The sequence below is a fragment of the Niveispirillum fermenti genome, assembly GCF_048066175.1.
GTDB lineage: Bacteria > Pseudomonadota > Alphaproteobacteria > Azospirillales > Azospirillaceae > Niveispirillum > Niveispirillum fermenti.
Genome location: NZ_JBLTXA010000054.1, coordinates 1 through 24,325, shown reverse-complemented (window position 1 = coordinate 24,325; position 24,325 = coordinate 1). Strand labels below are relative to the sequence as shown.

General features: G+C 63.6%; 21 protein-coding genes. 8 read left to right on the top strand and 13 right to left on the bottom strand.

Features of this window, described 5'->3' with window-relative positions; all coding sequences use genetic code 11:
- Positions 1 to 72: 72 nt before the first annotated feature.
- Together ACM9LZ_RS24460 and ACM9LZ_RS24455 are read right to left on the bottom strand one after the other, a co-directional pair.
- Positions 73 to 2,160, bottom strand: a complete 2,088-nt coding sequence (locus ACM9LZ_RS24460; protein ID WP_416622146.1) for a glycosyltransferase family protein — start codon at positions 2,158 to 2,160, stop codon at positions 73 to 75.
- A 3-nt stretch (positions 2,161 to 2,163) separates the two neighbouring features.
- On the bottom strand, positions 2,164 to 3,078 hold the full coding sequence (locus tag ACM9LZ_RS24455) for an FkbM family methyltransferase (RefSeq protein WP_416622145.1): 915 nt from the start codon (positions 3,076 to 3,078) through the stop codon (positions 2,164 to 2,166).
- Between the two features lie 294 nt (positions 3,079 to 3,372).
- Here ACM9LZ_RS24455 and ACM9LZ_RS24450 point away from each other — a divergent pair, with 294 nt between their 5' ends.
- Positions 3,373 to 5,430, top strand: coding sequence for a glycosyltransferase (locus tag ACM9LZ_RS24450; RefSeq protein WP_416622144.1), 2,058 nt, complete (start codon positions 3,373 to 3,375; stop codon positions 5,428 to 5,430).
- On the opposite strand, the gene ACM9LZ_RS24445 is transcribed toward ACM9LZ_RS24450, so the two are convergent.
- Positions 5,412 to 6,158, bottom strand: a complete 747-nt coding sequence (locus ACM9LZ_RS24445; RefSeq protein WP_416622143.1) for a TylF/MycF/NovP-related O-methyltransferase — start codon at positions 6,156 to 6,158, stop codon at positions 5,412 to 5,414. The two genes, ACM9LZ_RS24450 and ACM9LZ_RS24445, sit on opposite strands and share 19 nt — an antisense overlap.
- A 115-nt stretch (positions 6,159 to 6,273) precedes the next feature.
- Here ACM9LZ_RS24445 and ACM9LZ_RS24440 point away from each other — a divergent pair, with 115 nt between their 5' ends.
- The gene (locus ACM9LZ_RS24440) at positions 6,274 to 7,356 is read left to right on the top strand and encodes a glycosyltransferase family protein (RefSeq protein WP_416622142.1); all 1,083 of its coding nucleotides are present in this window, start codon (positions 6,274 to 6,276) and stop codon (positions 7,354 to 7,356) included.
- A gap of 167 nt (positions 7,357 to 7,523) precedes the next feature.
- Here the strand turns inward: ACM9LZ_RS24440 and hisH are convergent, their stop codons facing one another.
- The 8 genes from hisH to ACM9LZ_RS24400 are packed head-to-tail and all read right to left on the bottom strand — an operon-like array spanning position 7,524 to position 14,928.
- The gene (gene hisH, locus ACM9LZ_RS24435; RefSeq protein ID WP_416622141.1) at positions 7,524 to 8,168 is read right to left on the bottom strand and encodes an imidazole glycerol phosphate synthase subunit HisH; all 645 of its coding nucleotides are present in this window, start codon (positions 8,166 to 8,168) and stop codon (positions 7,524 to 7,526) included.
- Positions 8,165 to 8,923, bottom strand: coding sequence for an imidazole glycerol phosphate synthase subunit HisF (gene hisF / locus ACM9LZ_RS24430; RefSeq protein WP_416622140.1), 759 nt, complete (start codon positions 8,921 to 8,923; stop codon positions 8,165 to 8,167). The genes hisH and hisF overlap by 4 nt, the downstream gene beginning before the upstream one ends.
- A complete protein-coding gene (locus ACM9LZ_RS24425; protein ID WP_416622139.1) occupies positions 8,920 to 9,615 on the bottom strand; it encodes an acylneuraminate cytidylyltransferase family protein in 696 nt (231 codons plus the stop codon). The genes hisF and ACM9LZ_RS24425 overlap by 4 nt, the downstream gene beginning before the upstream one ends.
- A complete protein-coding gene (locus tag ACM9LZ_RS24420) occupies positions 9,612 to 10,607 on the bottom strand; it encodes a GDP-mannose 4,6-dehydratase (protein WP_416622138.1) in 996 nt (331 codons plus the stop codon). Before ACM9LZ_RS24420 ends, ACM9LZ_RS24425 begins: the two co-directional genes overlap by 4 nt.
- A gap of 34 nt (positions 10,608 to 10,641) precedes the next feature.
- On the bottom strand, positions 10,642 to 11,856 hold the full coding sequence (neuC, locus tag ACM9LZ_RS24415; protein WP_416622137.1) for a UDP-N-acetylglucosamine 2-epimerase: 1,215 nt from the start codon (positions 11,854 to 11,856) through the stop codon (positions 10,642 to 10,644).
- Positions 11,846 to 12,652, bottom strand: coding sequence for an NAD-dependent epimerase/dehydratase family protein (locus tag ACM9LZ_RS24410; protein ID WP_416622136.1), 807 nt, complete (start codon positions 12,650 to 12,652; stop codon positions 11,846 to 11,848). Before ACM9LZ_RS24410 ends, neuC begins: the two co-directional genes overlap by 11 nt.
- The gene (locus ACM9LZ_RS24405) at positions 12,649 to 13,692 is read right to left on the bottom strand and encodes an N-acetylneuraminate synthase family protein (RefSeq protein WP_416622135.1); all 1,044 of its coding nucleotides are present in this window, start codon (positions 13,690 to 13,692) and stop codon (positions 12,649 to 12,651) included. The genes ACM9LZ_RS24410 and ACM9LZ_RS24405 overlap by 4 nt, the downstream gene beginning before the upstream one ends.
- Before the next feature lie 12 nt (positions 13,693 to 13,704).
- On the bottom strand, positions 13,705 to 14,928 hold the full coding sequence (locus tag ACM9LZ_RS24400) for an N-acetyl sugar amidotransferase (RefSeq protein ID WP_416622134.1): 1,224 nt from the start codon (positions 14,926 to 14,928) through the stop codon (positions 13,705 to 13,707).
- A gap of 114 nt (positions 14,929 to 15,042) precedes the next feature.
- On the opposite strand from ACM9LZ_RS24400, the gene ACM9LZ_RS24395 reads away from it, so the two are divergent.
- The 3 genes from ACM9LZ_RS24395 to ACM9LZ_RS24385 are packed head-to-tail and all read left to right on the top strand — an operon-like array spanning position 15,043 to position 18,269.
- A complete protein-coding gene (locus ACM9LZ_RS24395; protein WP_416622133.1) occupies positions 15,043 to 16,074 on the top strand; it encodes a phosphotransferase in 1,032 nt (343 codons plus the stop codon).
- Positions 16,064 to 17,128: a hypothetical protein gene (locus ACM9LZ_RS24390; protein WP_416622132.1), complete on the top strand. Its 1,065-nt coding sequence runs from the start codon at positions 16,064 to 16,066 to the stop codon at positions 17,126 to 17,128. Before ACM9LZ_RS24395 ends, ACM9LZ_RS24390 begins: the two co-directional genes overlap by 11 nt.
- Positions 17,129 to 17,162: 34 nt before the next feature.
- On the top strand, positions 17,163 to 18,269 hold the full coding sequence (locus ACM9LZ_RS24385; RefSeq protein ID WP_416622131.1) for an N-acetylneuraminate synthase family protein: 1,107 nt from the start codon (positions 17,163 to 17,165) through the stop codon (positions 18,267 to 18,269).
- Positions 18,270 to 18,311: 42 nt separating this feature from the next.
- On the opposite strand, the gene ACM9LZ_RS24380 is transcribed toward ACM9LZ_RS24385, so the two are convergent.
- Positions 18,312 to 19,517 (bottom strand): tetratricopeptide repeat protein, encoded by a 1,206-nt coding sequence (locus ACM9LZ_RS24380; protein WP_416622130.1) that lies wholly within the window; start codon positions 19,515 to 19,517, stop codon positions 18,312 to 18,314.
- 385 nt (positions 19,518 to 19,902) lie between these two features.
- On the opposite strand from ACM9LZ_RS24380, the gene ACM9LZ_RS24375 reads away from it, so the two are divergent.
- Both ACM9LZ_RS24375 and ACM9LZ_RS24370 read left to right on the top strand, forming a co-directional pair.
- Positions 19,903 to 21,282 (top strand): hypothetical protein, encoded by a 1,380-nt coding sequence (locus ACM9LZ_RS24375; protein WP_416622129.1) that lies wholly within the window; start codon positions 19,903 to 19,905, stop codon positions 21,280 to 21,282.
- A complete protein-coding gene (locus ACM9LZ_RS24370) occupies positions 21,282 to 22,349 on the top strand; it encodes a nucleotidyltransferase family protein (RefSeq protein WP_416622128.1) in 1,068 nt (355 codons plus the stop codon). Before ACM9LZ_RS24375 ends, ACM9LZ_RS24370 begins: the two co-directional genes overlap by 1 nt.
- Positions 22,350 to 22,358: 9 nt before the next feature.
- Here the strand turns inward: ACM9LZ_RS24370 and ACM9LZ_RS24365 are convergent, their stop codons facing one another.
- Positions 22,359 to 23,042: an FkbM family methyltransferase gene (locus ACM9LZ_RS24365; RefSeq protein WP_416622127.1), complete on the bottom strand. Its 684-nt coding sequence runs from the start codon at positions 23,040 to 23,042 to the stop codon at positions 22,359 to 22,361.
- 103 nt (positions 23,043 to 23,145) lie between these two features.
- On the opposite strand from ACM9LZ_RS24365, the gene ACM9LZ_RS24360 reads away from it, so the two are divergent.
- Positions 23,146 to 23,850: an SAM-dependent methyltransferase gene (locus ACM9LZ_RS24360; protein ID WP_416622126.1), complete on the top strand. Its 705-nt coding sequence runs from the start codon at positions 23,146 to 23,148 to the stop codon at positions 23,848 to 23,850.
- Positions 23,851 to 24,325 lie beyond the last annotated feature (475 nt).

Here is a 24,325-nt window from a genome sequence, read left to right as displayed (position 1 = left end):
TGGAAACATATGCGACCTCTATGACCCAGACGAATGCTGGAATTACCTCAAGGCCGCCGGGTAAGCGTCCGATTAAAGGCGCGATGCTCTAACCGCCGCCTTCTGAGCCTCCGCCTGGCGGGCGGCGATATAGGGATAGGCGTTCAGGACCAGGGCCGGGGCCACCCCCTGCCGCAGAACGCGCAGGATGTCGGAGACATATTGTGCGGCGATGATGATGGTGGCCTCCGCCATCTCTCGCGGGTCCACATCTTGCGGGCGCACCAGGGGCCGGTCCAGGAAGCCCCCCTGCCGCCGGCTGTCGAGAAAGCCGCGCAGCCGGACGCGCGCCGCATCGGGCAGCCCCTGCAGCACCAGTTCTCCACCCAGACCGGCCCCGTAGAGCCAGATTGGTCCGACTGTGGGCAACTGGTCGAGATCCGCCGGACGCCAAAGATAGGGGATGCTGGCAGCGATCTCGGGATTGAGATCGTTGAGCCCAGTGAGACGCGGCGGTTGGTCCGCATCTTTCTCCACCGGCACGCACGCCCAAGGGCGCAATCGGGCTGCGCGGGCCGGGTCAGGGAGAGGCGGCCTGACAAGGCGCAGGGTCGGCACCGGCAGAGGGTTCAACCCGCCCGTCACAGCAAGGGCCGGCGCCAGCGCCAGGGCGAGATCGAGCCAGTCACCGCCCTCCAGGCCTCCCTTGGCCTGCAAATCCCGCAGCCGCTCCCCCCCGCAGGCAAGGCCCCCGGCCCGCAGCCAGGCCCGTTCCAGCCGGCGCTCCGCCGCCACCGGTACAGCATCGGGCGAGGGCATGGCCCGATCCTCCTCCGGATCGATGGGAAAACCCTGATCCTCTCCCCCGCGGCGCCATAAGCCATTCGCCAGCGCCGCCCCGGCGCGGCCGACAGCCGCCGCCAGCGCCGCCAGATGGCCCGGATGCCATTCCACCCCGTCCGGCAGGACCGCCAGCAGGTCAGCATCACCCATGGCGCCGGTGAGGGCGATCAGCCCAGCCGATTCTGGCAAGGCCTGGATGTCTACTCCCGCCACACTGTCCGGCGGCACCCTGTCCGCCACGCCGGGGACCAACGCCGTCACGGACAGGCCGTCACCGGCCTGGCGGCGAAGCTGCGCCAGCCGCGGTCCGGGATCGCCGTCCCCCGGCAATAGCACCGCCACACGGGCCCCTGACCGTGGACGGGGCCGCCGCTGTGCCAGTTCCGCCAGTAAACCGGGCAGCGGCGCCAGCAGCGCCTCCAGGCAGAGATGCCGGTTGAAGATGTTCTGCGCCGCCGCCGCCATGGCGCGGGCCTGGGCCGGATGGGCATGGACCCAGGCGACCTGTTCCAGAATATGGGCCGCCCCCGCCTCCTCCCCCTCATCGAGATCGACATAAAGCACCGTGTCGCCGAACCATTCCCGGATGAAGGGATGGCGGTCGGCGATGATGACGGCGCCGGCGGCCGCCAGTTCGAACACCCGCATGTTGGGCACGCCGTCGGCGCGGTGGAGCGGCAGATGCAGGCACAGGCCCATGCCCTGGTAATGGGCCGCCGCGATCACCGAGCTTCCATCGAAGGGCAGTGGCCCCTGATAGGCTTCCGGCAGGTGCGACCAGCGCTCCGCCGTGCCGTACAGGGCCAGGGCACCGGCCTCGGCCAGCCGGCGCAGCAGGCTTGGATAGCGCCGCCCGTCCCAGTTGGATCCGACATAGAACAGCCGGCTGTGCGGCCCCAGGTTGGGCGCCAGATCGGAGCGGGGGGAACTGACATGGAAAGGCAGGGTCGGCGGGTTGCGCACGCTCCCCGTCATCAACCCGGTCAGATGCGCCGCCAGGGTGGGACCGGATACCAGGTAAGCGTCGTGCGTCAGTTCGAAGGCCTGGCCATGGAGGCGCGTATTCCCGCTGACCCCTGTCATCAAGGCGGGCGGGTTCCAATAGCAGGCGAGCCAGGGATGGGCCGTCAGCTTGCCCGACACTTGCGGATGCAGACAGAGAACCGCATCGGGATTCATTGCCTCCACCTGCGCCGACCGGCTGAGGATGGCGGCGTCCCACCCGATGCCCGCCGTGGCGCGCGCCAGCCGCAGGGCCAGCTCCCGCTCGGCGATGGGCAGGTCGGGATCGATTGGGTTCAGCAGGGCCAGGCGCGGCCCCTTGCGGGCAGGGCTCATGGCTCAGGAATAGCGGTTATCGGCAAATTCGGGCCGGTCATCCCGCACGAAGAACAGGTCCATCTGCCAAAGCGCCCGATCATGCTCGCGCCACAGAGGTTCCGACATGTCGATGACCCGGAAGCCGCGTTCAGCCATATAGGCGCACATTTCATGGAACAGCATGGCATCGGGATGGACATGGAAGATGTAGGTCTCGATTACCACCAAACTCGTCTGGGGCAGGATCGCTTCCGCCCCCTCCAGAATCGGCCGCTCGAACCCGTGCGTGTCCAGCTTGATGAGATAGGGACCAGGCAAGCCCAGACGCGCCACTTCGCCGGCCAACGACACCTGCGGCACCGACCAGCGCCCCTGCCCCGGCTCATTGCTGGCCGCCCCGCCATAGGGCGCTTCGGGGTCGTTGGAGAACCAGACCTCACCCTCCGTGGCGCCGGCCGCCGCAATGACATGGCTGAAGGCGGGTTCAGTCGCGCACAAAGCTTCGAGCTTCTCCCGCCAATGGCCGAACGCCTCCACCAGATGGTAGCGGGCCTTCGGCCAGCAGGGCCGGGCCTTGATCGACCAGATCCCATCAGACGCGCCGACATCCAGGACGCTGGCCACTTCCACACCGCGCGCCTGAATACGGGCCAACGCCGAAGGCGTTTCCAGCGTTTCGTCGCGCAGCAGCCAGCGCAGCCGGTTCAGCGCGGCATGGGCATCGGGATCGATGGAAACGGCCCGGCTCATGGAACGGATGGCGCCCAACCGGTCACCTTGGCGGTTCAGGCAGCGGCCCAGCTCAACATGACCCTCCGGATCGTCAGGTGCCGCCGCCACGGCGCGGGCGAAAAGCGCCTGCGCCCCCGCTTCGTCGCCCGCCGCCACGGCAGACCTTCCCGCGGCCAGTAAAGCGGCAACATCTTGGTTGTGCATTTCTTTATCCTTTGCCTGCCGCGCCAGTTACTGATTTTTCCGCAAGCGCCATGTCAAGCACAGCATGAACGGAGAACACAAATGTCCACATAGCCGCCAACGCACGCCCGCTGGTAAGCTCATTGATAATCCTACCAACCACGGCGTATCCAGTCTGCTTGCAATCTGTCATGAGTTCCTCACTCATTTGATATCGGCGCCAAACGTTGGTTTCGCATGCATATTGCTCCGCTATCACACCCAGGATTGGCGGCGCTTAAGGCCTTCGTCACCGTCTAGTGAAAGTCAGCCATCATGCGCGTCGCGCTCCTGAATACGTTCGACATTAATGGCGGGGCGGCACGGGCCATGTTCCGGCTCCATGAGGGTCTGGGTCGCATTGGCGTTAACCGTACACTCTACGTCGCGCGTGCCTGGGGCGATGATCCCGAGATGGTGGTTGTTAAACCCGGCACGCCCGATGAACTGGCTGAGTGGCGCCGGCGAGAGGCCGAGGTTCGTGCCGAAGAAAGCCCCTACGAGGCATTGCACGGCTTTGCACCCTTTCATACCGAGCGGGCTGCCCGTGCCCTGTTGCTGGAACAGAAACTTGCGCCTGCCGATGTGCTGAACCTGCATTGGACCCGTGGCCTCGTCGATTGGACAAGCTTCATGGCGGCCCGGCGACCGGATCAAGCCCTGGTTTGGACACTGCACGATCAGCACCCCTTCACCGGCGGCTGCCATTTTTCCGGTGACTGCACTGGCTTCACCAGCGGATGCGGACGCTGCCCCGTGTTGAAGTCAGATAGGCCCGATGATCTGTCGGCCCTGGTGATGAAACGCAAGAGCCAAGCGTTAGCAGCGCTGCGAGCGCCTCTGCATGTCGTCGCCCCCAGCGACTGGATCGCCACCGAAGCGAAACGCAGCCGGCTTTTCGGGGACCGCCCCATCCATGTCATCCCCAATGGGCTGGACACCGCTCAATTCCGTCCCATTGATACCTCTTCGCTGCGCCAGCGCCTTAACATCGCGCCTGAAGACAGGGTCATTCTGTTTGTGGCGCATATTTTGGGTGATCCACGAAAGGGCTATGCGCTGCTGCAGGCAGGATTGTCGGCGTTGGATGATCCCGCCGGTATCGTTCTGGTGACCGTGGGCGAAGGCGATGTACCGGCCCCCGCCGGGGTTCGCACCATCGCCATGGGGACGGTTGATGCCGATACCGACCTCATTGCCCTCTATTCCATGGCCGATCTGGTGGCCGTGCCCAGTGTGCAGGATAATTATCCCAATACGGTGCTGGAGGCGATGTCCTGTGGCACCGGCATCATCGGATTACCGGTTGGCGGCCTGCCGGATCTGACCGGTAACGATGAACGCGGCCGTCTTGCGGATGGTACCGATGCCGTCGCTTTCGCCCGCGCCCTGAGTGATGCCCTGGCTGATCGCGATCGGCTGGTCGCTTGGGGACGGGCGGGGCGGGCGTTCGTGGAACGGGAATGTACGTTGGAACGTCAGGCCGGCCGCTATGCCGCGCTTTATGCGGAAGCCTCGGCCGAAGCAAGACGGGGAGCCGATACCGTTCCCGCGGCCATGGCCCGTCGTGAGGCAAACATTCGGCGACGCGAGGCTGTTCGCGCTCTCACGCCTGGCCATGGCGGTCTGTCCGACGGGTCCTTTGGAATCTGGGATTTCTTGCTGGCGCAGCAACGACGTCGCGGCGTGACGGGGCATGGGCTGGAAATCGGAGTCTACCGGGGCAGCGGCTTGGCCGCGCTGGCCCCTTATCTGCGGCCTGTTGAAAGGGTTCTGGCGATCGACATTGCCCCACAGCGCGATCTGGTGGCGGGGCATCTGGCCGACTTTGGTCTAGATGTTGCTCGTATCGACTGGCTGGAGGGTTGCTCCCGCCAATTGCGGCGAACCGATGCCGCCGCATCCTGGCAGGGGGCCTGTCGGTTCCTGCATATCGACGGAGAGCATTCCTACGATGCTGTGCGCAATGACCTGGATTGGTGCACGGACCTGATGGCCCCCGGTGCCGTGATCAGCGTGGATGATGTGCTGCGAGCTGACAGTCTCTGCGTGACCCATGCCTTGTTCGACCATCTACGCGATCATCCCCATCGGCTGCGCCTGTTCCTATGCGGGCTGGGCAAGGCCTACCTCTGTGCGCCGGCCGATCTCGGCTTCTATCGCCAGGCCTGTCTGGATGGGCTTCTCACATGGCTGGAGGCCGATCACGGGCTGAAGATGCGATTGGCCAAGAATAGTCATGCCTGGGAGTTGGATTACCTGGGCATTACCGAACGCGGCGATGATCCCCCCTATATGGAGATCGGGCGTTACCGTCACACGCCGCCGGACTGAAAACCATGGGACACCGGCTTCACCGCGATGCGGCCTGTATAATCGACGCGGTTGAGTAGCAGGGGGCGGTCCTTTCCGAAATACTCATCCACAGCCCGCCGCGCCCCCTGCCAATGTCCGTAATCATCGATGATCAGCACCCCTTCGGGTGATAGGCGGGGATAAAGCTGTTCGAGCTCGTGCCGGGTCGAGGCATACCAGTCCGTATCCAGACGCAAAAGGGCGATACGATCCGGCGCTTGGGCCGGGATCGTCTCTTCCACCAGGCCCTTTACCAGACGCAGCCGATCGGGCGGATATCCGGTGCGGTCCAGGTTGGCGCGAACCGCCCCCATTCCGGCCTGGCACCAGATGGAGGTGGGATCACTTGCATCCGCACCGGCCAGCAGGCTTGCCGCCGAAACTCCGGTCACATCCCTGTCCGCTGTCGTCGGCGGTGGCATACCTTCGAACGTGTCATAGGCATGAATGGTCCGGTCCTCCACCCCGCACTGTCGCAAGGTCAAGGCCATGACCATGACCGATCCCCCCATCCAGGTTCCGCATTCCACGAAATCCCCCGGAATGCCCGCGTCGACTATGTAGCGCACGGCCTTGTACAGGGCGTACATGCGCGATGACGACGTCATGGTGGCGTGTCGGGCCACCTCGAAAACAGGCAGAAAATCCGGATCATAATCGGGGGGCAGATCCACCATCGCAATCCCGGCAGTGAACAGGGAGAGCATTTCCTATCATGCCTGCCCCTACCGGCACCAGTCCCCGGGCCAGTTCCGACATTGACAGATTCAACTCCGCTATCCCACCATCAGTGATGAATTCTCAGTTCCGGAGTCCGAGACGGTGCGTTTCCTGCAGATCGCGACCTTTTATCCTCAGTACCTGACAGGATTTTATCGGGCGCGTCCGGGACTAGCCAGTCGGTCCTATATGGAGCAGTTTTCTACTTTGCTGGCCGATGGTTTTAACTGTGCGCATATGTTGGCGCCAGACATGACCCCGTTGGGCTATGCGTCCACGCTGATCATCGCCAACGCCTTATCCTTGCAGCAGGCATGGGCCCGCGAGCATGGGTTTCCCATTCCTGCGGTCGAAGCCGATCTGCCGTCGCTCGTCCGGGCGCAAATTCGGCATTATCAGCCTGACATACTCTATTTGTTGGATAGCATCACCCATGACGCGCGCTTCCTGGCGACCGTGGACTGGCAGCCGAGTCTGATCCTTGGCTGGCGTGCCGCCACGATCCCGGTCGGTACGGATTGGCGTGGATTCGATATCCTGCTGTCGAGTGATGCTGGGTGTCGAGCTACAGCGTTGGTGCTTGGTGCGCGGCGGTCGGCCTATTTTCTGCCAGGTATCCCTGTCGGCCATGCCGCTTCACTGGGACCGGCAGCCGCTGGCAAACCCGATATCATCTTCTGCGGTCACCTAACCCGTGAACATGCAGGACGTGTTAGCATGCTAGACGCCGTCGCCAAGGAAGCCCAGCGGCAAGGGTGGTGCATGCGCATCCATGCCGCGGCCCCTGGTGTCGTACTGCCTCCCGTCCTGGCCGACATGCTCGCTCCCCCCTTGTTCGGCATCGACATGTATAGGGCGCTGCGTGATGCCAGTGTTTGCCTTAACAATCACATTGATGTGCTGGGTGGACGGGGCCAAAACATGCGCGTCTTCGAAGCGACGGGTAGCGGCGCCTGCCTTCTGACAGAGGAGGACCCGGATCTGTCAGCCTTATTCGTCGCAGGCCGCGAGGTTGCGACATTTCAGTCGGATGAGGAGTTGTTAGAACAAATCACTTGGTATCTGGATCATTCGCAGGCGCGCGATCTACTTGCCCGGCAGGGGTTGGAGCGTTGTCAGCGTGATCATGGCCGACCCGGCCGAGCGCGTTGGCTGGACCGGCTTATCCGCGACGCCATGCGCTGATATCAGGGGGCAATAAAGCGTCGTTCGCGGCGCGCCTCAGCAAAGGCCTTGCTGAGCAGATTTTCCGAACTCCGCCCACAGATGGGCGGGCTCGGAAAATCTGCAAACCATGAGTCGGCAGGTTCCTCCAGGCCGGGCCATGTGTGGCCCGATCTGGAGGAACCTGCTTAGAGGGGCTCCAGGAACGCCTTGATAATGGCCAGCCCCACACGGCCGCTTTTCTCCGGGTGGAATTGGCAGCCGGTTATGGAAGCATGTCGGACGGCCGCGCACAGCATGTGCCCGCCATAGCTAGTTTCCGCCAAGCACGTATCGGGATCGTCGGGGCAGGCGGTGTAGGAATGCACGAAATAGGTCCAGTCCCCCGGCACCAGCTCCCGCAGGATACTGTTGTCCCAGGCCCTTCCCACCGGCGGGGAAAGCCGGTTCCACCCGATATGCGGTACGCGCAGCCCGGCCCCTAGCGTAGTCAGCTGGGGTATTCGCCTCACACGGCCGGCCAAAAGGCCGAGGCCTTCATGGTCGCCGAATTCCTCCCCCCTCTCGAACAGTACCTGCATGCCCAGGCAGATACCCAGCAGGGGGCGCCCGGCAGCGGTCCAATCGTGTAAAGCGTCCGGCAGGCCCCGTGCCGAAAGCGCGTCCATAGCATCCTTAAAGGCGCCCACGCCGGGCAGGATCAGCCGATCTACCTGATCGAAGCCTGCAGGGTCCGCCAGCAGCCGCGGCTCTCCGCCCATGGTCGCGACGGCTTGGGCCACGCTGGCGATGTTACCGGCCCCGTAGTCAAGGATGCCGACCCGTACCTTCATGGCGTGCGTATCTCCATGCCAGCCTCTGTGATCGCCTGTCGCACCGCGGACAGGGGCACCCGGCCATAGTGCAGCAGGTCGGCCATGGCGATGGCGCTGGCCTGGCCTATCCGCAGCCCTTCAACGACATGGACAGCATCGCCGACACCGCCGCTGGCGATAACGGGAATACCGACTGCCGCGCTGACCGCCAGGGTCAGTGCAGTGTCCAGGCCCTTGCGCGTGCCTTCGCGATCAACGGAGGTTAGCAAAATCTCCCCTGCCCCCAGTTCCTCCGCTTGGCGGGCCCATTGGACGACGTCCAACCCGCTGGGCTCCCTCCCATTATCAGTATAGGCCATCCAGCGGTCCGGACCCATCCGCTTGGCATCGATCGACAGCACCATGCACTGGCTACCGAAATGTCGGCTGATTTCCGTGATCAGGGCGGGGCGCGCGATCGCGGCGGTGTTGATGGCGATCTTGTCGGCGCCGGCCCGCAGCAGAACGCGCGCATCCTCCACCGTCCGCACCCCGCCACCAACCGTCAGTGGAACGAAGACATCGCGGGCCGTGTGGCTGACAATGTCCGCCAGGCTGTTGCGCTGGTACAAGCTTGCGACCGCATCCATGTAGATGAGTTCGTCGATTCCATCGCGATAATGACGCCGCGCGAAGTCTGCCGGATCGCCCAGTACGCGCAATCCTTCCAGTTGGATGCCCTTGATGAGGTTACGGCCCTTGATGTCCAGGCGGGCGATCAGGCGCGGCGTCATGCATCATCCATCCCGGCCAGGACAGCCTCGGCGCGGCGCAGGTCGCCGAGGCTGTCTATGTCGATGCTATCGCGCGCATCCATGACGAAGGGCAGAGCTGGATCGACGTAGAAGGCACCGTACTCTAGGAAGTCCGCCACCCGGACAGCGAAGATGGCACCGTTGGGACGAAAGGCAGCCGGTAGCTGCTGGCGCGGCGTCTCCAGCGCTTCCCGGCTAAAAAGTGGGGTCAGCCAGCCATCCGCGATCCGCAAGTCCTTGTAGGGATGATGCTCGGCAGGGCAGACACTGACCACGCTGCGCGCCGCAGAAGGCAGGAACATCTCCAGACACGCCGTCAGATGGGCGGCCGTCCGCAGGGGGGATGTGGGCTGGAGAAGGACCACGACATCCCAATCCCGTCCCTTGTCCCGCAACTTTTCCAGGACATGCCGGACGACCAGGTGGGTGGGCACTAAGTCTGTTGCCAGTTCCGCCGGTCGGTGCATAACCTCTGCACCCGCCTGGCGAGCGATGCCGGCGATCTCCTCATCCTCGGTACTTACAACGCACTCCGTCACCAGAGGACAGCCACGCCCGGCGGCGATAGAATGCTGGATCAAGGGGCGCCCGGCCAACGGCAGGATATTCTTGCGCGGCAACCCCTTCGATCCGCCGCGGGCCGGCACCACGGCCAAAACGCGGGGCGTCACCGGGCGAATTCCTGTGGCGAGAAACGGTTCGGATTACGCCCGATCCAGTCGATGGTTCGGCGCAGCCCTTCCTGGAATCCCACCTGGGGGGACCAGCCTGTCAATTCCCGGATGAGCCGATTGTCAGCCAGCAGTCGCTCCACCTCACTGGCGGCGGGGCGTAGCCGCTGGTCATCCTGCTGGATGGGCACCTCTCGGCCACACAAGCGCATGATCAGTGCCACCGTATCGCCGATGCTCACCTCACTGCCGCTGCCAATGTTGAGCGTGCGCCCTACCACGCCCTCTGCCCCGGCCAGCGCCAGGAACCCTTCGACCGTATCGCCGACATAGTTGAAATCACGTGTCGGGTCCAGCGCGCCCAGTCGTAACACCGGCGCGCCTGACAAGACCTGGGCGATGACGGTGGGGATGATAGCCCGCGCCGTCTGGCGGGGGCCGAAGGTGTTGAAGGGCCGGGCCGTGACCACGGGCAAGCCGAAGGATAGGTGGTAGCTCTCCGCCATCTTATCAGCTGCGATCTTGGAGGCCGAATAGGGGGATTGGCCCGTCAGCGGATGACCTTCATCGATGGGCACGTGGCGGGCGGAACCATAGACCTCCGACGTGGAGGTATGGATCAGACGCTCTAGCGTGTCGCTACCCCGGCAAGCCTCCAGCACGTTCAGCGTGCCAGTGACGTTGGTATCTACATAGGAGCGCGGGGCGGCATAACTGTACGGAATGCCGATCAGGCTTGCCAGATGGAAAACCAATTCTTGTCCCCGCAGCAGGGAAGCAACCATGCCGGCATCACGGATATCGCCATGGACGATCTCCACCGATCGCAATGTTTCGGCCGGCACATCCTCCAACCAGCCGGAGCTGCCCCAGGAATTGTAAAACGCCAGCGCGCGCACCCTGGCACCGGCCGCCACCAACCGTTCCACCAGATGGCTGCCGATGAAGCCATCTGCGCCGGTAACGACGACCTTCTTTCCCGAAAAGCGCATGATCCTTCCTTCCCAGCGGAGGCTGCGGGTCATTCTAGCGGAACCAGCCGTCCCGTGTCTCTCCGGTCAGAAGCATGCGCTTGCGCAACAGGGCGAACCGGTCATGAGACAGCAGTTCCAGGAACCGGACGATCCGCGCGCCGGTGTCCCCCAGCCCATAGGGGTTTTCCACATCCCGACACAGAGATCGGAAATCATCATCGAACAGGCAGCGGCGGAGGGCTGCGCCGATGGCGGCAGCATCATGGTCGGCGCCGATCACATTGGCCGCCCGCAGCCTGCCCTGTTGCCGCGTGCCGATATCCAGGGTCGGGCAGCCGAAGGCCGGCGTCTCCTTGATACCGGAGGAGGAATTGCCGGCCGTTGCGATGCGGATGGTAGGGTTCCGGGCCAGGGCCATCACCCCGTGATAGAGATGGCGCCCCAGGGATCGGCGCAGCCGCACGGCCTCGCCGTGCCGGCTGGCAAATTCCTGCAGCGCCGCGATGATGACGTGTGCCCCATGGTCGTTGTTAGGATAGGTCAGTACCGGTTGTACCCCTTCGCGGATCAGCATTTCCAGGGCCGCCAGGCTGGCCGTGATCTGCCGTTCCACCCCTTCCGGGTCGGTGGTGATTGGATGTTGGGTAAACAGCACGATGGGAGCCGACAGGTCCAGTCCCAGGTCAGACACCACCTCCGCCGGGGTGGCGAAATCGCCCGCGGCGATCCGGTCGATGGCAGGAAAGCCGACCGTCGCCACCCGCCAGGGCTCCTCCCCCATGGCCAGGATGCGATTTGCCGCTTGGGTGTTGGTAGCGAAATGCAGGTGCGCCAGCTTGGTCATGGCGTGGCGGACAGAATCGTCCAGAGCGCCCCCTTCCGTCAGATCTCCGCCTTCCAGATGGATGACGGGGATATTGGCTTGGCTGCCGGCGATGACGGCGGCAAACCCTTCAAACCGGTCGGCATAGACCATCAGATAATCGGGCCGGACCCGGTCCAGGATATCGGCCATGGCCAGAATGGCATGCGCGATGGACCGGCTCGTATCCATCGCGGCCGGGATGACCGCCCGATCGCCGATGATGAAGCCATCGGCCTCGATCTCCGACACGGTGTTCCCGAACCGAGGATCTAAATGGGCACCGGAGACGATCAGATGGTAATGAAAGCGATCATGGTCGCGCAGCGCGCGCAGGACGGGGGAGAGCAGCCCATATTCCGCCCGGTTGCCCGTGAACACCGCGATGGTGGTTTTACCGGTCATGGTCGGTCAGCATTTCCTTCAATCCGGACCGCAGATCGATGGTGGGCGCCCAGCCCAGTCCGACCTGCGACCGTGTGATGTCTAGGACAAGATAGGACCGACGGCCAGATATTCCCTTCGACCGTATCTCCCGCCCCTGCTGGCCGGCGACGGCCAGCAGCAGGCTTGCCAGTTCCCCGATGGGAAGGCCCCGTCCCGAACCGATGTTCCAGATCCCGCCCGGCATCCGTGAAACGGCCACGACTAGGGCGGCGGCGGCGTCGCGGACATGCAGGAAATCCCGAACCGGATCGGCATCACGGACCAGAAGGGGCCCCGGCTCGCCCAGCTGCATCATCAGGTCCGCCAAGACGGTGCCCTGTGCCTGCCCCGGACCGTAGAGGTTAGCGAAGCGCAGGACCGTGCCACCGGCCGCCAGCACCATCGCCTCCACAGCGCGCTTGCCCTGCGCATAGAATCCCGGTCCCGGTGTGGGGGCGCTGACATCGACCGGGACCGTCGCCTCATCCCCGTAAACCAGGGCGGAGGATGCATAGACGATATGGTGCCAGGGCTGGCACAGCAGGCGCGCCATGGCATCGGTTACCGCGGAGACGTGGGTCTCCCCTTCCCGGCCCGCCTGACCAGCGTCCGCTGGCTCTCCCAGATGGACCAGCACGCAGGCGGCCGGCACCAGAAGCGGGTCACCAGCCCCGCCCTGGCCGCGCGACAGAAGAAGCGGCGGCTCTGCCCCGGCCAGGACCGCCCGCAGGGCGCGGCCCAGGAATCCGCCGGCCCCCGTGATGGCGATCCTCATGCCGGCAGGGCGACATCCGCCAGGGCCAGGGCGATCCCGGCCGGCAGGTCGCGGGTGGCACGCCCCGTCAGCACTGTTTCCAACCGGGTGGCCGGAAATGCGCCCGTGCCGGGCCGTTTCACCCAGACATTGTCGCGGGTGAAGGGGGCGCCGGCGGGAACGGGAGCAATGGTGACAACCGAGGCGAAAGCGAAATCCATCACCGGCTGTTCATCGGCCAGCACCTGTTTGCTGCCGCCCCTCGCCTGCCAGATGGCACGGCTACCCTCAATCAGCCCTTGTAGCTCTACCGGTTCGATGGAGATGCCGGTATCCGGGCCGGGCCATTGCCGCGACAAGGTGAAATGCTTTTCCAGAATGCTGGCCCCCAGCGCCACGGCGCCCAAGCAGGTCCAGATATTCAGGGAATGGTCGGAAAGGCCCACGGGCAGATCGGGGAAGGCATCGGCCAGTTCCCGCAACGCCCCCAGGCGGACCTGTTCATAGGGGGTGGGATAGAGGCTGGTGCATTGCATCAGGGCCAGCGATACACCATGTCGGCGGATCACCTCCACGGACCGGCGCACCGACGCCGTGTCATTCATCCCGGTCGACAGGATGATGGGTTTGCCCTTGGCCGCGATATGGTCCAGCAGCGGCAGGTTGTTGCATTCCCCTGAACCGATCTTGAAGGCCGGCACGCCCATGGCGTCCAGCCGGTCGGCCGCCTCGCGGGAGAAGGGGGTGGAAAGGTAGAGAGCGCCACGTTCGGTGCAATATGCCTGCAGCCCCCGCTCCTCCTCCTCCGTCAGTTCGCAGCGGGCGATGATGTCCCAGAGCCGCTCATCGGAAATCTCTCCCGGCTTCATGTCAGTGGGCACCATCTCCTTGTCGGTGATGTGGCACTGGAACTTGACGATTTCGGCACCGGCGGCAACGGCGGCGTCGATCAACTGGCGCGCCTTCTCGACGCTGCCCTCATGATTGATCCCCACCTCAACGATGACAAGCGGCGGATGTTCTGGGCCAACCGAGCGACCGTTCAGAATAATCTCAGGCACTTCTTTCCTCCGTCAGGCTACGCGATGGCGCAGCTGCCAGCCATTTTCCGTCCGCTTCCACAAATGGGGGGAGCGCGCTTCATCGATGACACGTTCGAAGGTCGTTATGTCCAGGTCCATATATTCCAGGATCTGGTCGATCCATTTGGACGGGAACTCACCGTCATACCGATGGACGAGGGCGACGGCCTCCTCCCGCGTGATCTTGCCATTCCGCACCTCCTGCGCTGCGTCATAGGTGGCGCGGCCGATGCCGAACTTGATGAAGGTCGTGTAGTAATGGAGATGGTCCAGCACGTCATCGATAGAACTATATTTGGAGTAGCTGCCAGTGGTGCGTTCCGTGTTGGGTTGGAATCCCGTGTTTTCGATGGCGTAATAATAGCATTCCTGCGGGTCCCAACGCAGGTAATAGCCCAGATAATGGACCTCTGTCCCCGTACGACGAATACGGTCGGGAGCCACCGGCAGATAGGGGTTGAGGTCGGCCGGCCTGATCCCATGATCGCGGATCAGGTCGCGTGCGCCCACGCCACCCAGGCGCAACGAATCGACATTCGGCTCCGCAGTGAAGAAAGCCGGGTCCATGGTGGGCCGGAAATTATCCTCGATATTATTCCCATATTCGGCCTGGTTCTCGCCATAAAAGACCAGCGGAACATCGTAAAGGGCGGAAAAGCGGGGGCCCACCATCTTCTGCCCGATGATGAAGGGTTGGAACGGATGGCAGAGGTTGAGGAAGGCCAGCCGCGTCAGCAGCCGGTGCAGCCTGCCATTGGGCGTAACCAGTACATTGTCGAAGCCAGCATCGATCCAACTGTGAAAATTCCGCCAGCCGATATCCGTGTATATATGGGGGGCCCAGGTCACGGTCAGTGGGTTCATGTCATATTTGTATTTCAGGATATGCGCCGTGAAGGCGCTATCCTTGCCACCGCTACCCGGCACGATGCAATCATAGGCGCCGGTCCGGCTGCGGAACCGGTCGCAAAGCCGGCGCAGCTCATGCTCGCGCTGTTCCCAATCAATCTCCGCCGCCTTGATGTCAGCATAGCGGCAAGCACTGCAAACCCCCTGTTCATCAAACAGGATCGACGGTTTGCGGGCGGCCGGATCGTTACGGAATTCGACCACGGAGCCGGGCCGCTGATTGGAGATCACGCAGCGGGTACAGAACTGGACCGAGGAGGGCAGGCCGTACAACGCTTCGGGCTTCGGGCCGTCGGGAGGCAGCATGTCGAGGCTTTCGGTAGACGCGGAAGAAAAGGGTATATCTGCCGTATCGACGAGCACAATGATATCGTGGCCTTTCGATTCTGGTACAGAGAGAGGCCAACCAGAAGGGACAGAATGACGACAAGCCCTCTGCTTGACATCGGCGAGCCGGCCTTTGCCTCTTTGTCACCGGGCCGGCTACCCTGGCAACCGGCACCAGAACGCACCGTGGCTGACTTGGCCACCGCCCTGGGGCTGGAACGGGTCCAGGGTCGGGTGGAAATGGCTGCCAGCCGTTTCGTGCGGCTGCGCCCGCCCGAAGGGCCGGGCCTGTTCGTCAAGATCCTGCCCCCTTCCCTGCTGGGGCCGCAATTGGCGGCGGATCGGATCGCCCGGCATTGGGCCGGCGCTGATGTGGCTGTCTGCCTGCTGGAACCCGGATTTCCCCGAACTGCCATCTTCAACGGGATGAAGGCTGCCTTCCTGGCCTATCCGCTGCTGGACATCCGTCCGGCCAACGGATCGGATACGGAGTTGGAGGCCCTGGGAGCAGCCTTGGCGCTGCTGCACCGGACGGCGGCCCGACCATCCCCCCTGACCGCGGAAATCCGCGGGGCGGGCCTGCGTTACCTTGACGACCTGCGGTCGGTCGCGGGCAAGGTGCGGGACGGGCGGCTTCGCGCGCCCTTGGAACCGCGGGCCGTGGCCGCCGCGATCACGCCGGTCGGTGACGGGATCGACCTGACCAACGCCCAGCCCATCCATGGAGACGCCAATCCGGGCAATCTGGTCTTTGCCGGATCGCGCGTCGTCTTCCTGGATTTCGAGACGGCCCCCTATAGTTGGCTGCCGCCCCTGGCCGATATCGCCTTTGCCCTGGAACGGTTCGTGGCCGTACCTCAAGGCCCCGATGGGAAGCAGCTACTGCATGGGGCGGCGCGGCTGCTTGCAGGATACCGAACCCAGGCGGCACTTTCCTGGCAGCCGGGCGCCCTGGCCCGCATGCTGCGTTTCCTGTCCGCCAAAGCCTTGTGCACCCTGATGGCCCGGGCCGCTGAAGGGTGTCCGACACCGACGGAAGAATGGCGAAAGTTCCTTTATCTCTCCGCCTTCTGGGCCGAACGGGCGGACCTGTTGGCCCGGCTGGAGGAGACCCATGCCAACTAATCCGATCCGTCTTCTCCTGTCAGCCCGCGACCCGGCGGCGGCCATGGGGATCGCAGCAGTGGCACGGGCCGCGATGGCAGATTCTCGCTTCCAGCCCGATCTGGTGGCCGCTCCCCCTGGGCTGGGCTGGTTACGCTCCCAGGAATTGCCGGTTCGGGATGCCAGCGGCGACCCCATGACGGCCGCTCGTGCAGTCCTTGAAAGCGGGCTGCCCGACCTCGCCCTCGTGGGGCTTTCCGGGCCGGAACCGGGCCTGGACGAAGCTCTCTGCGCCCTGCTGGCCGGCTGCGTGCCCTGCTATGCCCTGCAGGATTACTGGGGAGACGTCAACCCCGGCTACGGGCACCATGCCGACACCTATCTGGTGCCCGACGCCACTGCCGCCGCGCTGACCCGGCAAAAGACGGCGGCGGATATCCAGATCGTTGGCTGGCCCCGCTATGCCGGGTTCCGAGCCGATGGTGCCTGGCCCGGTGACAGGCCCGATGGGCCGCTGCTCGTCTGGTTTGGACAACCGCTCTGGTCCTTTGCCGGCTATGCCGTCACCTTGTCCCTGCTGGCCGACGCCCTTCATCTGCTCCCCGACCAGCCTCGGTTGTTCTATCGTCCCCATCCTAAAGAGAACGACGCCGACATCGCCCGGGCCGTCGATATCCTGGCCGGCGCGCCAGCCTTCAACGGTCTGCTGCCTGCCATGTCCGCGGCCACGGCGCTCGTGAATGCCGACCTGATCCTCAGTTGCCTTTCCAGCGTCGCACTGGATCTGGCCATGCTCAACGCGCGCGCAGCCGCCCCTTTGGGCGTGTCTGCCAGCCTGCTGCTGACCCCTGACATCCGATCCTGGGCCGGGCCTGACCGGACACACCCGCCCCTTCTGAAAACGGGCCTCACCCTGGCCGCCCTTTCACCGGACGCGCTTGTCCCTACCCTGCGTGAAGGGCTGCTGGCCGACACCCGCCGGCATTTCTGGCACCATGCCCGGACCACCCTGTCGGGCCAGGACGGGGCGCCTGCATGCGTCCTTGACATCCTGGCCACGCGGGGAGAACGGTAGCCCCGGTTATTCGACGGCGCAATCGGGAGAGGACATGGTGGACGGATATGCGCAGGCAGCCTTCCGGATTGGTCCGCACGGGCTATCGGCGGCAAACCCGCCCCTGTTCCTGGCCGAGATCGGCACCTTCTTCAACCAGGATACTAGCCGCGCGGCGCGATTGATCGCGCGTATCGCCGATGCCGCCCGCGCTGTCCCAGAACAGCCCCTGGCACTGAAGGGGGAGGTGCTGCACGATCCTGCGGTGTGCCTTGATGATGCGACGATGGAAACCTATCAGTCCCGCCACGGGGAACAAAGGCGCGAGCGATATCGCGACCTGATCGACCGCAAAGTGCTGCCGCTGGATCAATATGCCCGGTTGTTCAATTTGGTGCGCGGCACTGGCCTGCCGCTGGTACTGTCCGTCTATGACCGGGCCGGGGCGGATTTTGCGGCCACTGAAGGGGCATCGGCCCTGAAGATCGCGTCGGCCAACATCACCAACATCCCCCTGATCCGCCACGTGGCCGGCCTGGGCCTGCCCATGCTGATCGATACCGGCCGCAGCGACCTGGAGGAGGTGGCGCGGGCCGTCCGCACGGCACAGCACGCCGGCGCCCCCGGCATCCTGGTGGAGCATAGTCCCGATGGCCATCCGGCCCCGCCAGCCAATCACAATCTGCGCCTTCTGCGCACCTATGCCCAAGCCTTCGAACTGCCAGTCGGCCTTTCCGACCACCATACGGGCGAGGAGATGATGCACATGGCCATCGCCCTGGGGGTGCATCTGATCGAGAAGGGCATTACCGACGATCCCGACGCGCTGGAGCAGGACGCCGCCCATGCGCTGGACCTTGCTGCCCTGCCGGCCTCACTGCGACGCCTTCACGCCTGCTGGACGGCGCTGGGGCATGGGTTCAGGGACAAGCGCGTGGGCATCACCGGCACCGTCGCCACTTCACAGCGTCAGGGATTGGTCGCTGCACGGGATTTGCTGGCCGGCGATCGCCTCGATATGGACAATGTCCGCTTCGCCTGGCCAGCCAGGGGGGTCGGCGCGGAACATTGGGACCTAGTCGCTGGCTGGACGGTCCGCACCAAAGTGGCCGCCGGGACACCGGTCGGTTGGGCCGACATCCACGCCCTGGCCAAAACCTGACGAACAGCCCGAACCCAGATCCGTTCTGTTCGCCGGGGCCGGTCACGCCCCCGGCGCCCCCTCGGCAAGAAGGGCGGGCCTGATCAGGGAGGCCATCCAAGGGACCAGCAGCAGATCGAAGGGAAGCCATTGCCGGTCATCAAGCACGGCACGCACGGCCAACTGCGCATTGCCGCTCTCCCCCCGTGACTGGTGCGCGGCGGCCTGGGCAAGGCGGGGCCAGATGGCGGTGGCGGCGCTTTCCGGCAACATGGCGTGAAGATCGAGCGCCGCGTCCGGTTCACCTGCGCGGGTTAGGATCAGGCTCTTGAAGCTCATCGCATAGAGGTTTTCGGCATCCAGTGCCAGCGCCCGATCGATCAAGGCCATGCCGTCGGGCATGCCAGCGACATCCCGGCACAGACCCGCATGGGCAAGATAGACCGCCTTGCGCGGTTTCCTGGCGATCAGGTCCGTGAAGCCGGCCAACGCGGCATCGTACCGCCCCGCCGCCTGATCGATCAGGGCCAAGTGATAAAGGGCGCCGGACTGGTACGGTTCCGCCAGGTCACCGATTGCGCGCAAATGGGCAGCCGCCTCGTCCAGATCCAGTGCGGCCGCCAGGAAAACCCCCGTCTGATACCGGGCCTTCCCGGCTTGCGGCACACGGGCCGAAAGGCCGCGCATCACGTCCACCGCCTCCGTGACCCGACCCATCTGGAACAGGGCATGGGCGTGGTCCTGGACGATATCCCCATCGATGCCGGCCAGGCGCGCCGCGATATCCAGCATCTCCAGACGCGCGCCCCTGTCACCCCGGCGTTGATACTCACGACCGAGCCGGAGGAAATCCTGCGCCATGGCGGAAGGCGGATTGTTCTTGAACAGCGCAAGCGCCTGCTGGAACCGGGGGCGGGCCGCATCGACATCGCCAAGGTTCAGATCATCGCGCCCTAGGTGCCATTGACTGACCGCCTGGAAGTCGGGAATGCCGGCCTCGGCCCTGGCAATCAGGGCGTCGGCTTGCCCCGTGCTGCCCAGCCGGCGCAGGACGCCGGCCAAACGCCATATGGCGGCGGGAAAATCAGGCCGAGCGTCCACAGCATGGCGATAGGCATCCTGGGCAGCGGCGTCATTGCCTGCCCGCTCCAGCGCCACGGCCATCTGATAATGATAGTTGGAGGTGGCGTCCGCACGGATGCGCGCGCGCCATTGATCGATCTCTTGCGAAGTCGGGGCGGTCCGGAGGAGCGGTTCGGGGCTTATCATGCTTTGCGTCGCTACCATTCTGCCTTGCAACCCCTGCCAGCGGGCTGTCGGGTCGATGCTATCTTACGACGGGGCCAGCTAGAAAGCGACTATGTCGGCATCAGCGGCTTGCGGGTCATGCAGGGGACTTGTATCAATCCGGAGAACTGCGCGATCGCCAAACCACCACATTGGCGGCCTGCTCGGCCAATCCCATGGAGTATCCGTGTCCGGACAGCTTGATCAGGTCTGCCGATGGCTGACGATGCTGGAGAAAGACCATGACACCGCCGGGCTGTCCTTCCGGGGCCTGGACCTTTGGCCATTGGTCCGCATCCTGATTTCCGCCGCATGGCACCGTCAAGCAAGCGGGTTGCCGCATCCACCCCCCTCAAAGCTGGAAGACATGCTTGCCGCTGTCACGGTGCCTTATCTCCAGCCTGACGATGGACCCCTGGCACCGGCTGCGGTGCTGCGCATGCAGGCCAACAGGGCTGCCCGCCACCGGCAAAGGCTGGCCGAGCTCCGCCCTTTGGAGCGGCTGGACTGGCTGGTCTTCACGCGCGACGTCGAATATTACACCGAGGTCGAGGGTAAGCCCTTCGCCACGATCCTGGACCCCATCGCCCTGCGCCTGATCACTGCCGGAAGAGGCCGAAAGGTACGATTGTTTCCGGGCGGCCCCTGTCATGTCCCAGCCACGATCCTGGACCATAATCCGTCGCAACAGGTGTTGCTGGCCCGGGAATTTACGGCGCATGGAGGATGGGGCCCCGATATGGCCATCCCTGAATTGGCCGAACTATGTGCCGCCGCCGAAAGGTTGGCGCCAGGCCTGAAATTGCGCACCGAGCATCTGCTGGGACCGATCTGGATCATGTGGTCCCATTACCGGCACTTCCTGGAGGTACTGCGGATCTTGCGGCCTCGGGCCGTGATGGTGATGTGCCATCATGCCCCACCGGTAATGGGTCTTCTGGCGGCCGCATGGCGGCTGGGCATACCGTCGGTGGATGTTCAGCATGGCATGCAGGGGCGGTATCATCCCGCCAACACTCACCATTCCCGTCTGCCGGCGGGCGGCTTCAACACGATGCCCAGCTATTTCTGGCAGTGGGGCCGGCATTTTGCCGAACAGATCGAGGCATGGTCACCACTGGGGACGCATTGGCACAAGACTTTCATCGGCATCCATCCCTGGATCTCCCATCTCGCCCAAAGCGGCTGGGACAACGTGGAAGCCCCGTGGAAGCAGGCGTTGTCAGGCTTCGAGCGGTATCCGGTACGCATCGCCGTTTCCCTGCAATCCCGGATCTACGACCAACCCATCCCCGGCCATCTGCTGGAGACCATGCGCCGCGCCCCGGCCGACTGGCTGTGGTTGATCCGCAACCATCCCATGACGGAAGAGAGCCCCGAACAGATATCGGCAATGCTGAACGCAGCAGGCATTCCAAACCATGACACGGCAGCGGCTACCGCCATGCCGCTGGCCGTGTTGCTGCGTCATGCTACGCATCATCTAACCCCCTTCTCTTCAGCGGTCTATGAAGCGGCACTGTTCGGCCTGCCCAGCGTGGTGATCGACAGCCGGGCACGTTCTTACTTGCCGGACCTGCTGGAACGGAACGTGGCGGTCCTGGAGACGACACCTGATGCGATCCTGGAAAGGTTACGGCACGCAAAGCGCATCCAGGCGGGCGACCTGTTCGGTACCGGGCCTCTCACTCTGGACGAGGTGCTGACACGATTGGACAGGACGGTCCTGGATGATGGAGGGGCGTGATGAGCGACCTGCGGGAGATCAAGGAACTGCTGCTGCGCGATGATGCAACCCTGGCCGACGCTATCGGTTGCATCGATCGGAACTGGGCCAAGATCGCCCTGATAACGGATGCCGCACAGAGGCTGGTCGGCACGGTCACGGACGGTGACATCCGGCGAGGCTTGCTTCGGGGACATACGCTCAGCGCCCCGGTTGCCACGGTGATGAACTGTTCGCCCCTTGTGCTGCACCAGCCGACGACCCAAGCCCAGGCGCTCGACTTGATGCGCCGCCACGGTTTGCGTCAGGTCCCGATCCTGGACGCACAGGGTCGGCCGGTTGAGGTCGAATTGATGCGCGATCATACAACGGTCACGCAACGTAAAAATCTGGTGGTGGTGATGGCGGGCGGTGAAGGCCGGCGGCTCCGGCCCCTCACTGACCAAGTGCCGAAGCCGATGATTGATGTCGGCGGCCGGCCCATCCTAGAGACCATTACACAATCCCTGGCTAGCCAGGGGTTTGGCGATTTCCTGTTCTCCGTCAACTATCGGGCGGAAATCATCAAGGCCCATTTCGGCCACGGGAAGCGTCATGGCGTCTCGATCCGCTATCTGGAGGAAAACGAGCCCCTGGGGACGGCAGGATCTCTCCGTCTGCTGCCCCACCGGCCGAAAGAGCCATTCATCGTCACCAATGGCGATGTGCTGACGACCCTTAGCTATGCGGACCTGCTGGAAGCTCACGCTGCCAGCAACGCGCTGATCACTTTATGCGTTCAGCCCTATCAGCATGCTGTTCCCTTCGGCCTTGTCTCCCTGGACGGCAGTCGGGTCACGGGCCTGCAAGAAAAGCCCACCCTCGTCCATCCGGTGAATTCCGGCATCTATGTCCTTTCTCCTCCGGCACTGGACCTGCTTCCCCCCGACGGGATGTGTGACATGACTACCCTCATCCAGGCTGTGCTGGATGAGGGGGGAATCGTGTCGGCCTTTTTTATCCGCGAATATTGGATGGATGTGGGTCGCCCGATGGAGCTGGAACAAGCCCGCTCAGACTATGATCATATATTCAACCAAAGGACTTGAGGCACCGGATCATGCCCGGCGATCCTCCCAGATGACGGAGGCGGACAATTTGGAGATGAGCGCATAGCCATGCGCATCCAGATAACGGTAGAAGGCGTTTTCCATCAACCGAGATAAGTCCAGCGACCTGTCCTCCGTTATCAGAAGACGGGGTCGGTACCGGTTCAGGTCCAACGATCTGATTACGTCGAAATCGGCCCCCTCCGCATCGACGGAAAGGAAGTCGATCGTGGTTCCCGCAGGCATATGCTCGTCCAGGATAGCATCCAGCCGCCGCGGGGACAGGACGACCTGGTCCACGGCTTTGTAGGCTGTCAGCACAGCCTTGCGCGAAGTGTCAGACGTATTCAGGGCCGGCTCGTCGAAAATATCGAACGGCACTGGCTCCGTGCGATCACTGACAAAGACTTCCAGGTTGATATCCCGCGGCCGATGCCGGTAGAAGGGCTCCATGGAACCGGGTGTGGCATCGATATTGATTCCGCTCCAGCCTTGGAGATAGAATATAAAGGTATTCGAAAAGCGATAGGGATGGTGTGCACCGACATCAACGTAGAATCCGGATCTACGATGGCCGATGATACGCGTTATCAGCAGATCTTCTCCTTCCTGTGAATATGAAATATTGGCGAAGGGGCTATTCATTATCGCCAGAAGCTGGTCTGCCCCTATCAATTTCATGTCAATGTTCATCTCTTCTTCTCACTCACCGGCGTATAGAATTAGGGAGTATTATGTTTTCAGGAGCCGGGGAAATGCAAGAAGGAGAAGTTCGGACGAAACGAGTGAGGGACTGATGCCGACACTGGATTGGATGCGTAATGAATTTCATTATGGCTATGACAGCGGTGATATTTTGCCGCTCCAGGCCGACGAACGGCGGCGCCTGGAGGAGGAGCGGATCGGCGGCTCCTATCATGATGTCTTTCAGGCGGCGATCAAAGCTGGCATCTCGCCGGAATCACGGGTACTTGAGCTTGGGCCGGGGCGCGGATCCTGGACGCGCGCGCTCCTCACACACCTGACAGCGGGTACTCTGCATACCGTCGATTTCCAGGACATTACACGTTGGCTCAACCCGACGGATTACGCAGGACGCCTGATCCCGCATCAGGTCACCGATAACAACTATGATGTGCTACCGGACGGGCATTTCGACTTCCTATTTGCCTGGGGGGTACTGTGTCACTGGGCACGGGATGACATTGAAGCCATACTGGGCCGGCTTCGTAGTAAGCTGCGGCCGGGCGGACGTGCCTTCTGCGGCTATGCGGCCTGGGACAAGCTGGATCGGTTCGGTTGGGACAAAGGCGGTGTGCCGGAAGCGTTCCGCGATCAGCCCGATGTGGCGATATGGTGGCCCCGCAATACAGTAGCGGATATGGCCCGGCTGTGTGAGCGCGCCGGCTGGCGGGTGCTGGAGGCTGACCTGGGCATCGTCGCGCGCGATGGTGTCTGCTTGCTGGAAGCACCCATCGATGCTGACGCGAATCGCGCCTGAACCGCGCCTGGTTCGCCAAAGGGGGGCACGACACGAAAGTGCGTTTTATGTACCGTTCGTGAGAACGAAAAAAGAACTATGCTGCGAGGATGGAGATAGGCGCCGCAGCGGGCGCAAGCCGCCTTCCGGTAATGGATCATACCAGCTTGCGATGAGTACTACTCATCGCAAGCTGGTCCGGCGGCGACCGCCGCCGCGCCGCTCGTGCGGCGTAGCCAAGCCAACGAATGTTGGCGCCGGCAATTGAGGGCGGTGATTAGAACCAATAGGTTCTAATCACCGCAAAATAGTATCAGTCCCCCAAACATAGTCACCTGTGAGACCGACATGCTCCCAGCCAAGGGGAGCAGCATCGCCGACGCGGTGACGCCGCCTGTATCGGTTTAGAGCATCGCGCCTTTAATCGGACGCTTACCCGGCGGCCTTGAGGTAATTCCAGCATTCGTCTGGGTCATAGAGGTCGCATATGTTTCCG

Bases quoted from the DNA above. Each gene is read 5' to 3' on its own strand.
- ACM9LZ_RS24400 (WP_416622134.1), bottom strand. From the start codon at position 14,928: ATGCTGCCTCCCGACGGCCCGAAGCCCGAAGCGTTGTACGGCCTGCCC.
- hisF (WP_416622140.1), bottom strand. From the start codon at position 8,923: ATGACGCCGCGCCTGATCGCCCGCCTGGACATCAAGGGCCGTAACCTC.
- hisH (WP_416622141.1), bottom strand. From the start codon at position 8,168: ATGAAGGTACGGGTCGGCATCCTTGACTACGGGGCCGGTAACATCGCC.
- ACM9LZ_RS24375 (WP_416622129.1), top strand. From the start codon at position 19,903: ATGCTTGCCGCTGTCACGGTGCCTTATCTCCAGCCTGACGATGGACCC.
- ACM9LZ_RS24360 (WP_416622126.1), top strand. From the start codon at position 23,146: ATGCCGACACTGGATTGGATGCGTAATGAATTTCATTATGGCTATGAC.
- neuC (WP_416622137.1), bottom strand. From the start codon at position 11,856: ATGACCGGTAAAACCACCATCGCGGTGTTCACGGGCAACCGGGCGGAA.
- ACM9LZ_RS24460 (WP_416622146.1), bottom strand. From the start codon at position 2,160: ATGAGCCCTGCCCGCAAGGGGCCGCGCCTGGCCCTGCTGAACCCAATC.
- ACM9LZ_RS24450 (WP_416622144.1), top strand. From the start codon at position 3,373: ATGCGCGTCGCGCTCCTGAATACGTTCGACATTAATGGCGGGGCGGCA.
- ACM9LZ_RS24385 (WP_416622131.1), top strand. From the start codon at position 17,163: ATGGTGGACGGATATGCGCAGGCAGCCTTCCGGATTGGTCCGCACGGG.
- ACM9LZ_RS24380 (WP_416622130.1), bottom strand. From the start codon at position 19,517: ATGATAAGCCCCGAACCGCTCCTCCGGACCGCCCCGACTTCGCAAGAG.
- ACM9LZ_RS24420 (WP_416622138.1), bottom strand. From the start codon at position 10,607: ATGCGCTTTTCGGGAAAGAAGGTCGTCGTTACCGGCGCAGATGGCTTC.
- ACM9LZ_RS24370 (WP_416622128.1), top strand. From the start codon at position 21,282: ATGAGCGACCTGCGGGAGATCAAGGAACTGCTGCTGCGCGATGATGCA.
- ACM9LZ_RS24445 (WP_416622143.1), bottom strand. From the start codon at position 6,158: ATGCTCTCCCTGTTCACTGCCGGGATTGCGATGGTGGATCTGCCCCCC.
- ACM9LZ_RS24390 (WP_416622132.1), top strand. From the start codon at position 16,064: ATGCCAACTAATCCGATCCGTCTTCTCCTGTCAGCCCGCGACCCGGCG.
- ACM9LZ_RS24365 (WP_416622127.1), bottom strand. From the start codon at position 23,042: ATGAACATTGACATGAAATTGATAGGGGCAGACCAGCTTCTGGCGATA.
- ACM9LZ_RS24395 (WP_416622133.1), top strand. From the start codon at position 15,043: ATGACGACAAGCCCTCTGCTTGACATCGGCGAGCCGGCCTTTGCCTCT.
- ACM9LZ_RS24455 (WP_416622145.1), bottom strand. From the start codon at position 3,078: ATGCACAACCAAGATGTTGCCGCTTTACTGGCCGCGGGAAGGTCTGCC.
- ACM9LZ_RS24410 (WP_416622136.1), bottom strand. From the start codon at position 12,652: ATGAGGATCGCCATCACGGGGGCCGGCGGATTCCTGGGCCGCGCCCTG.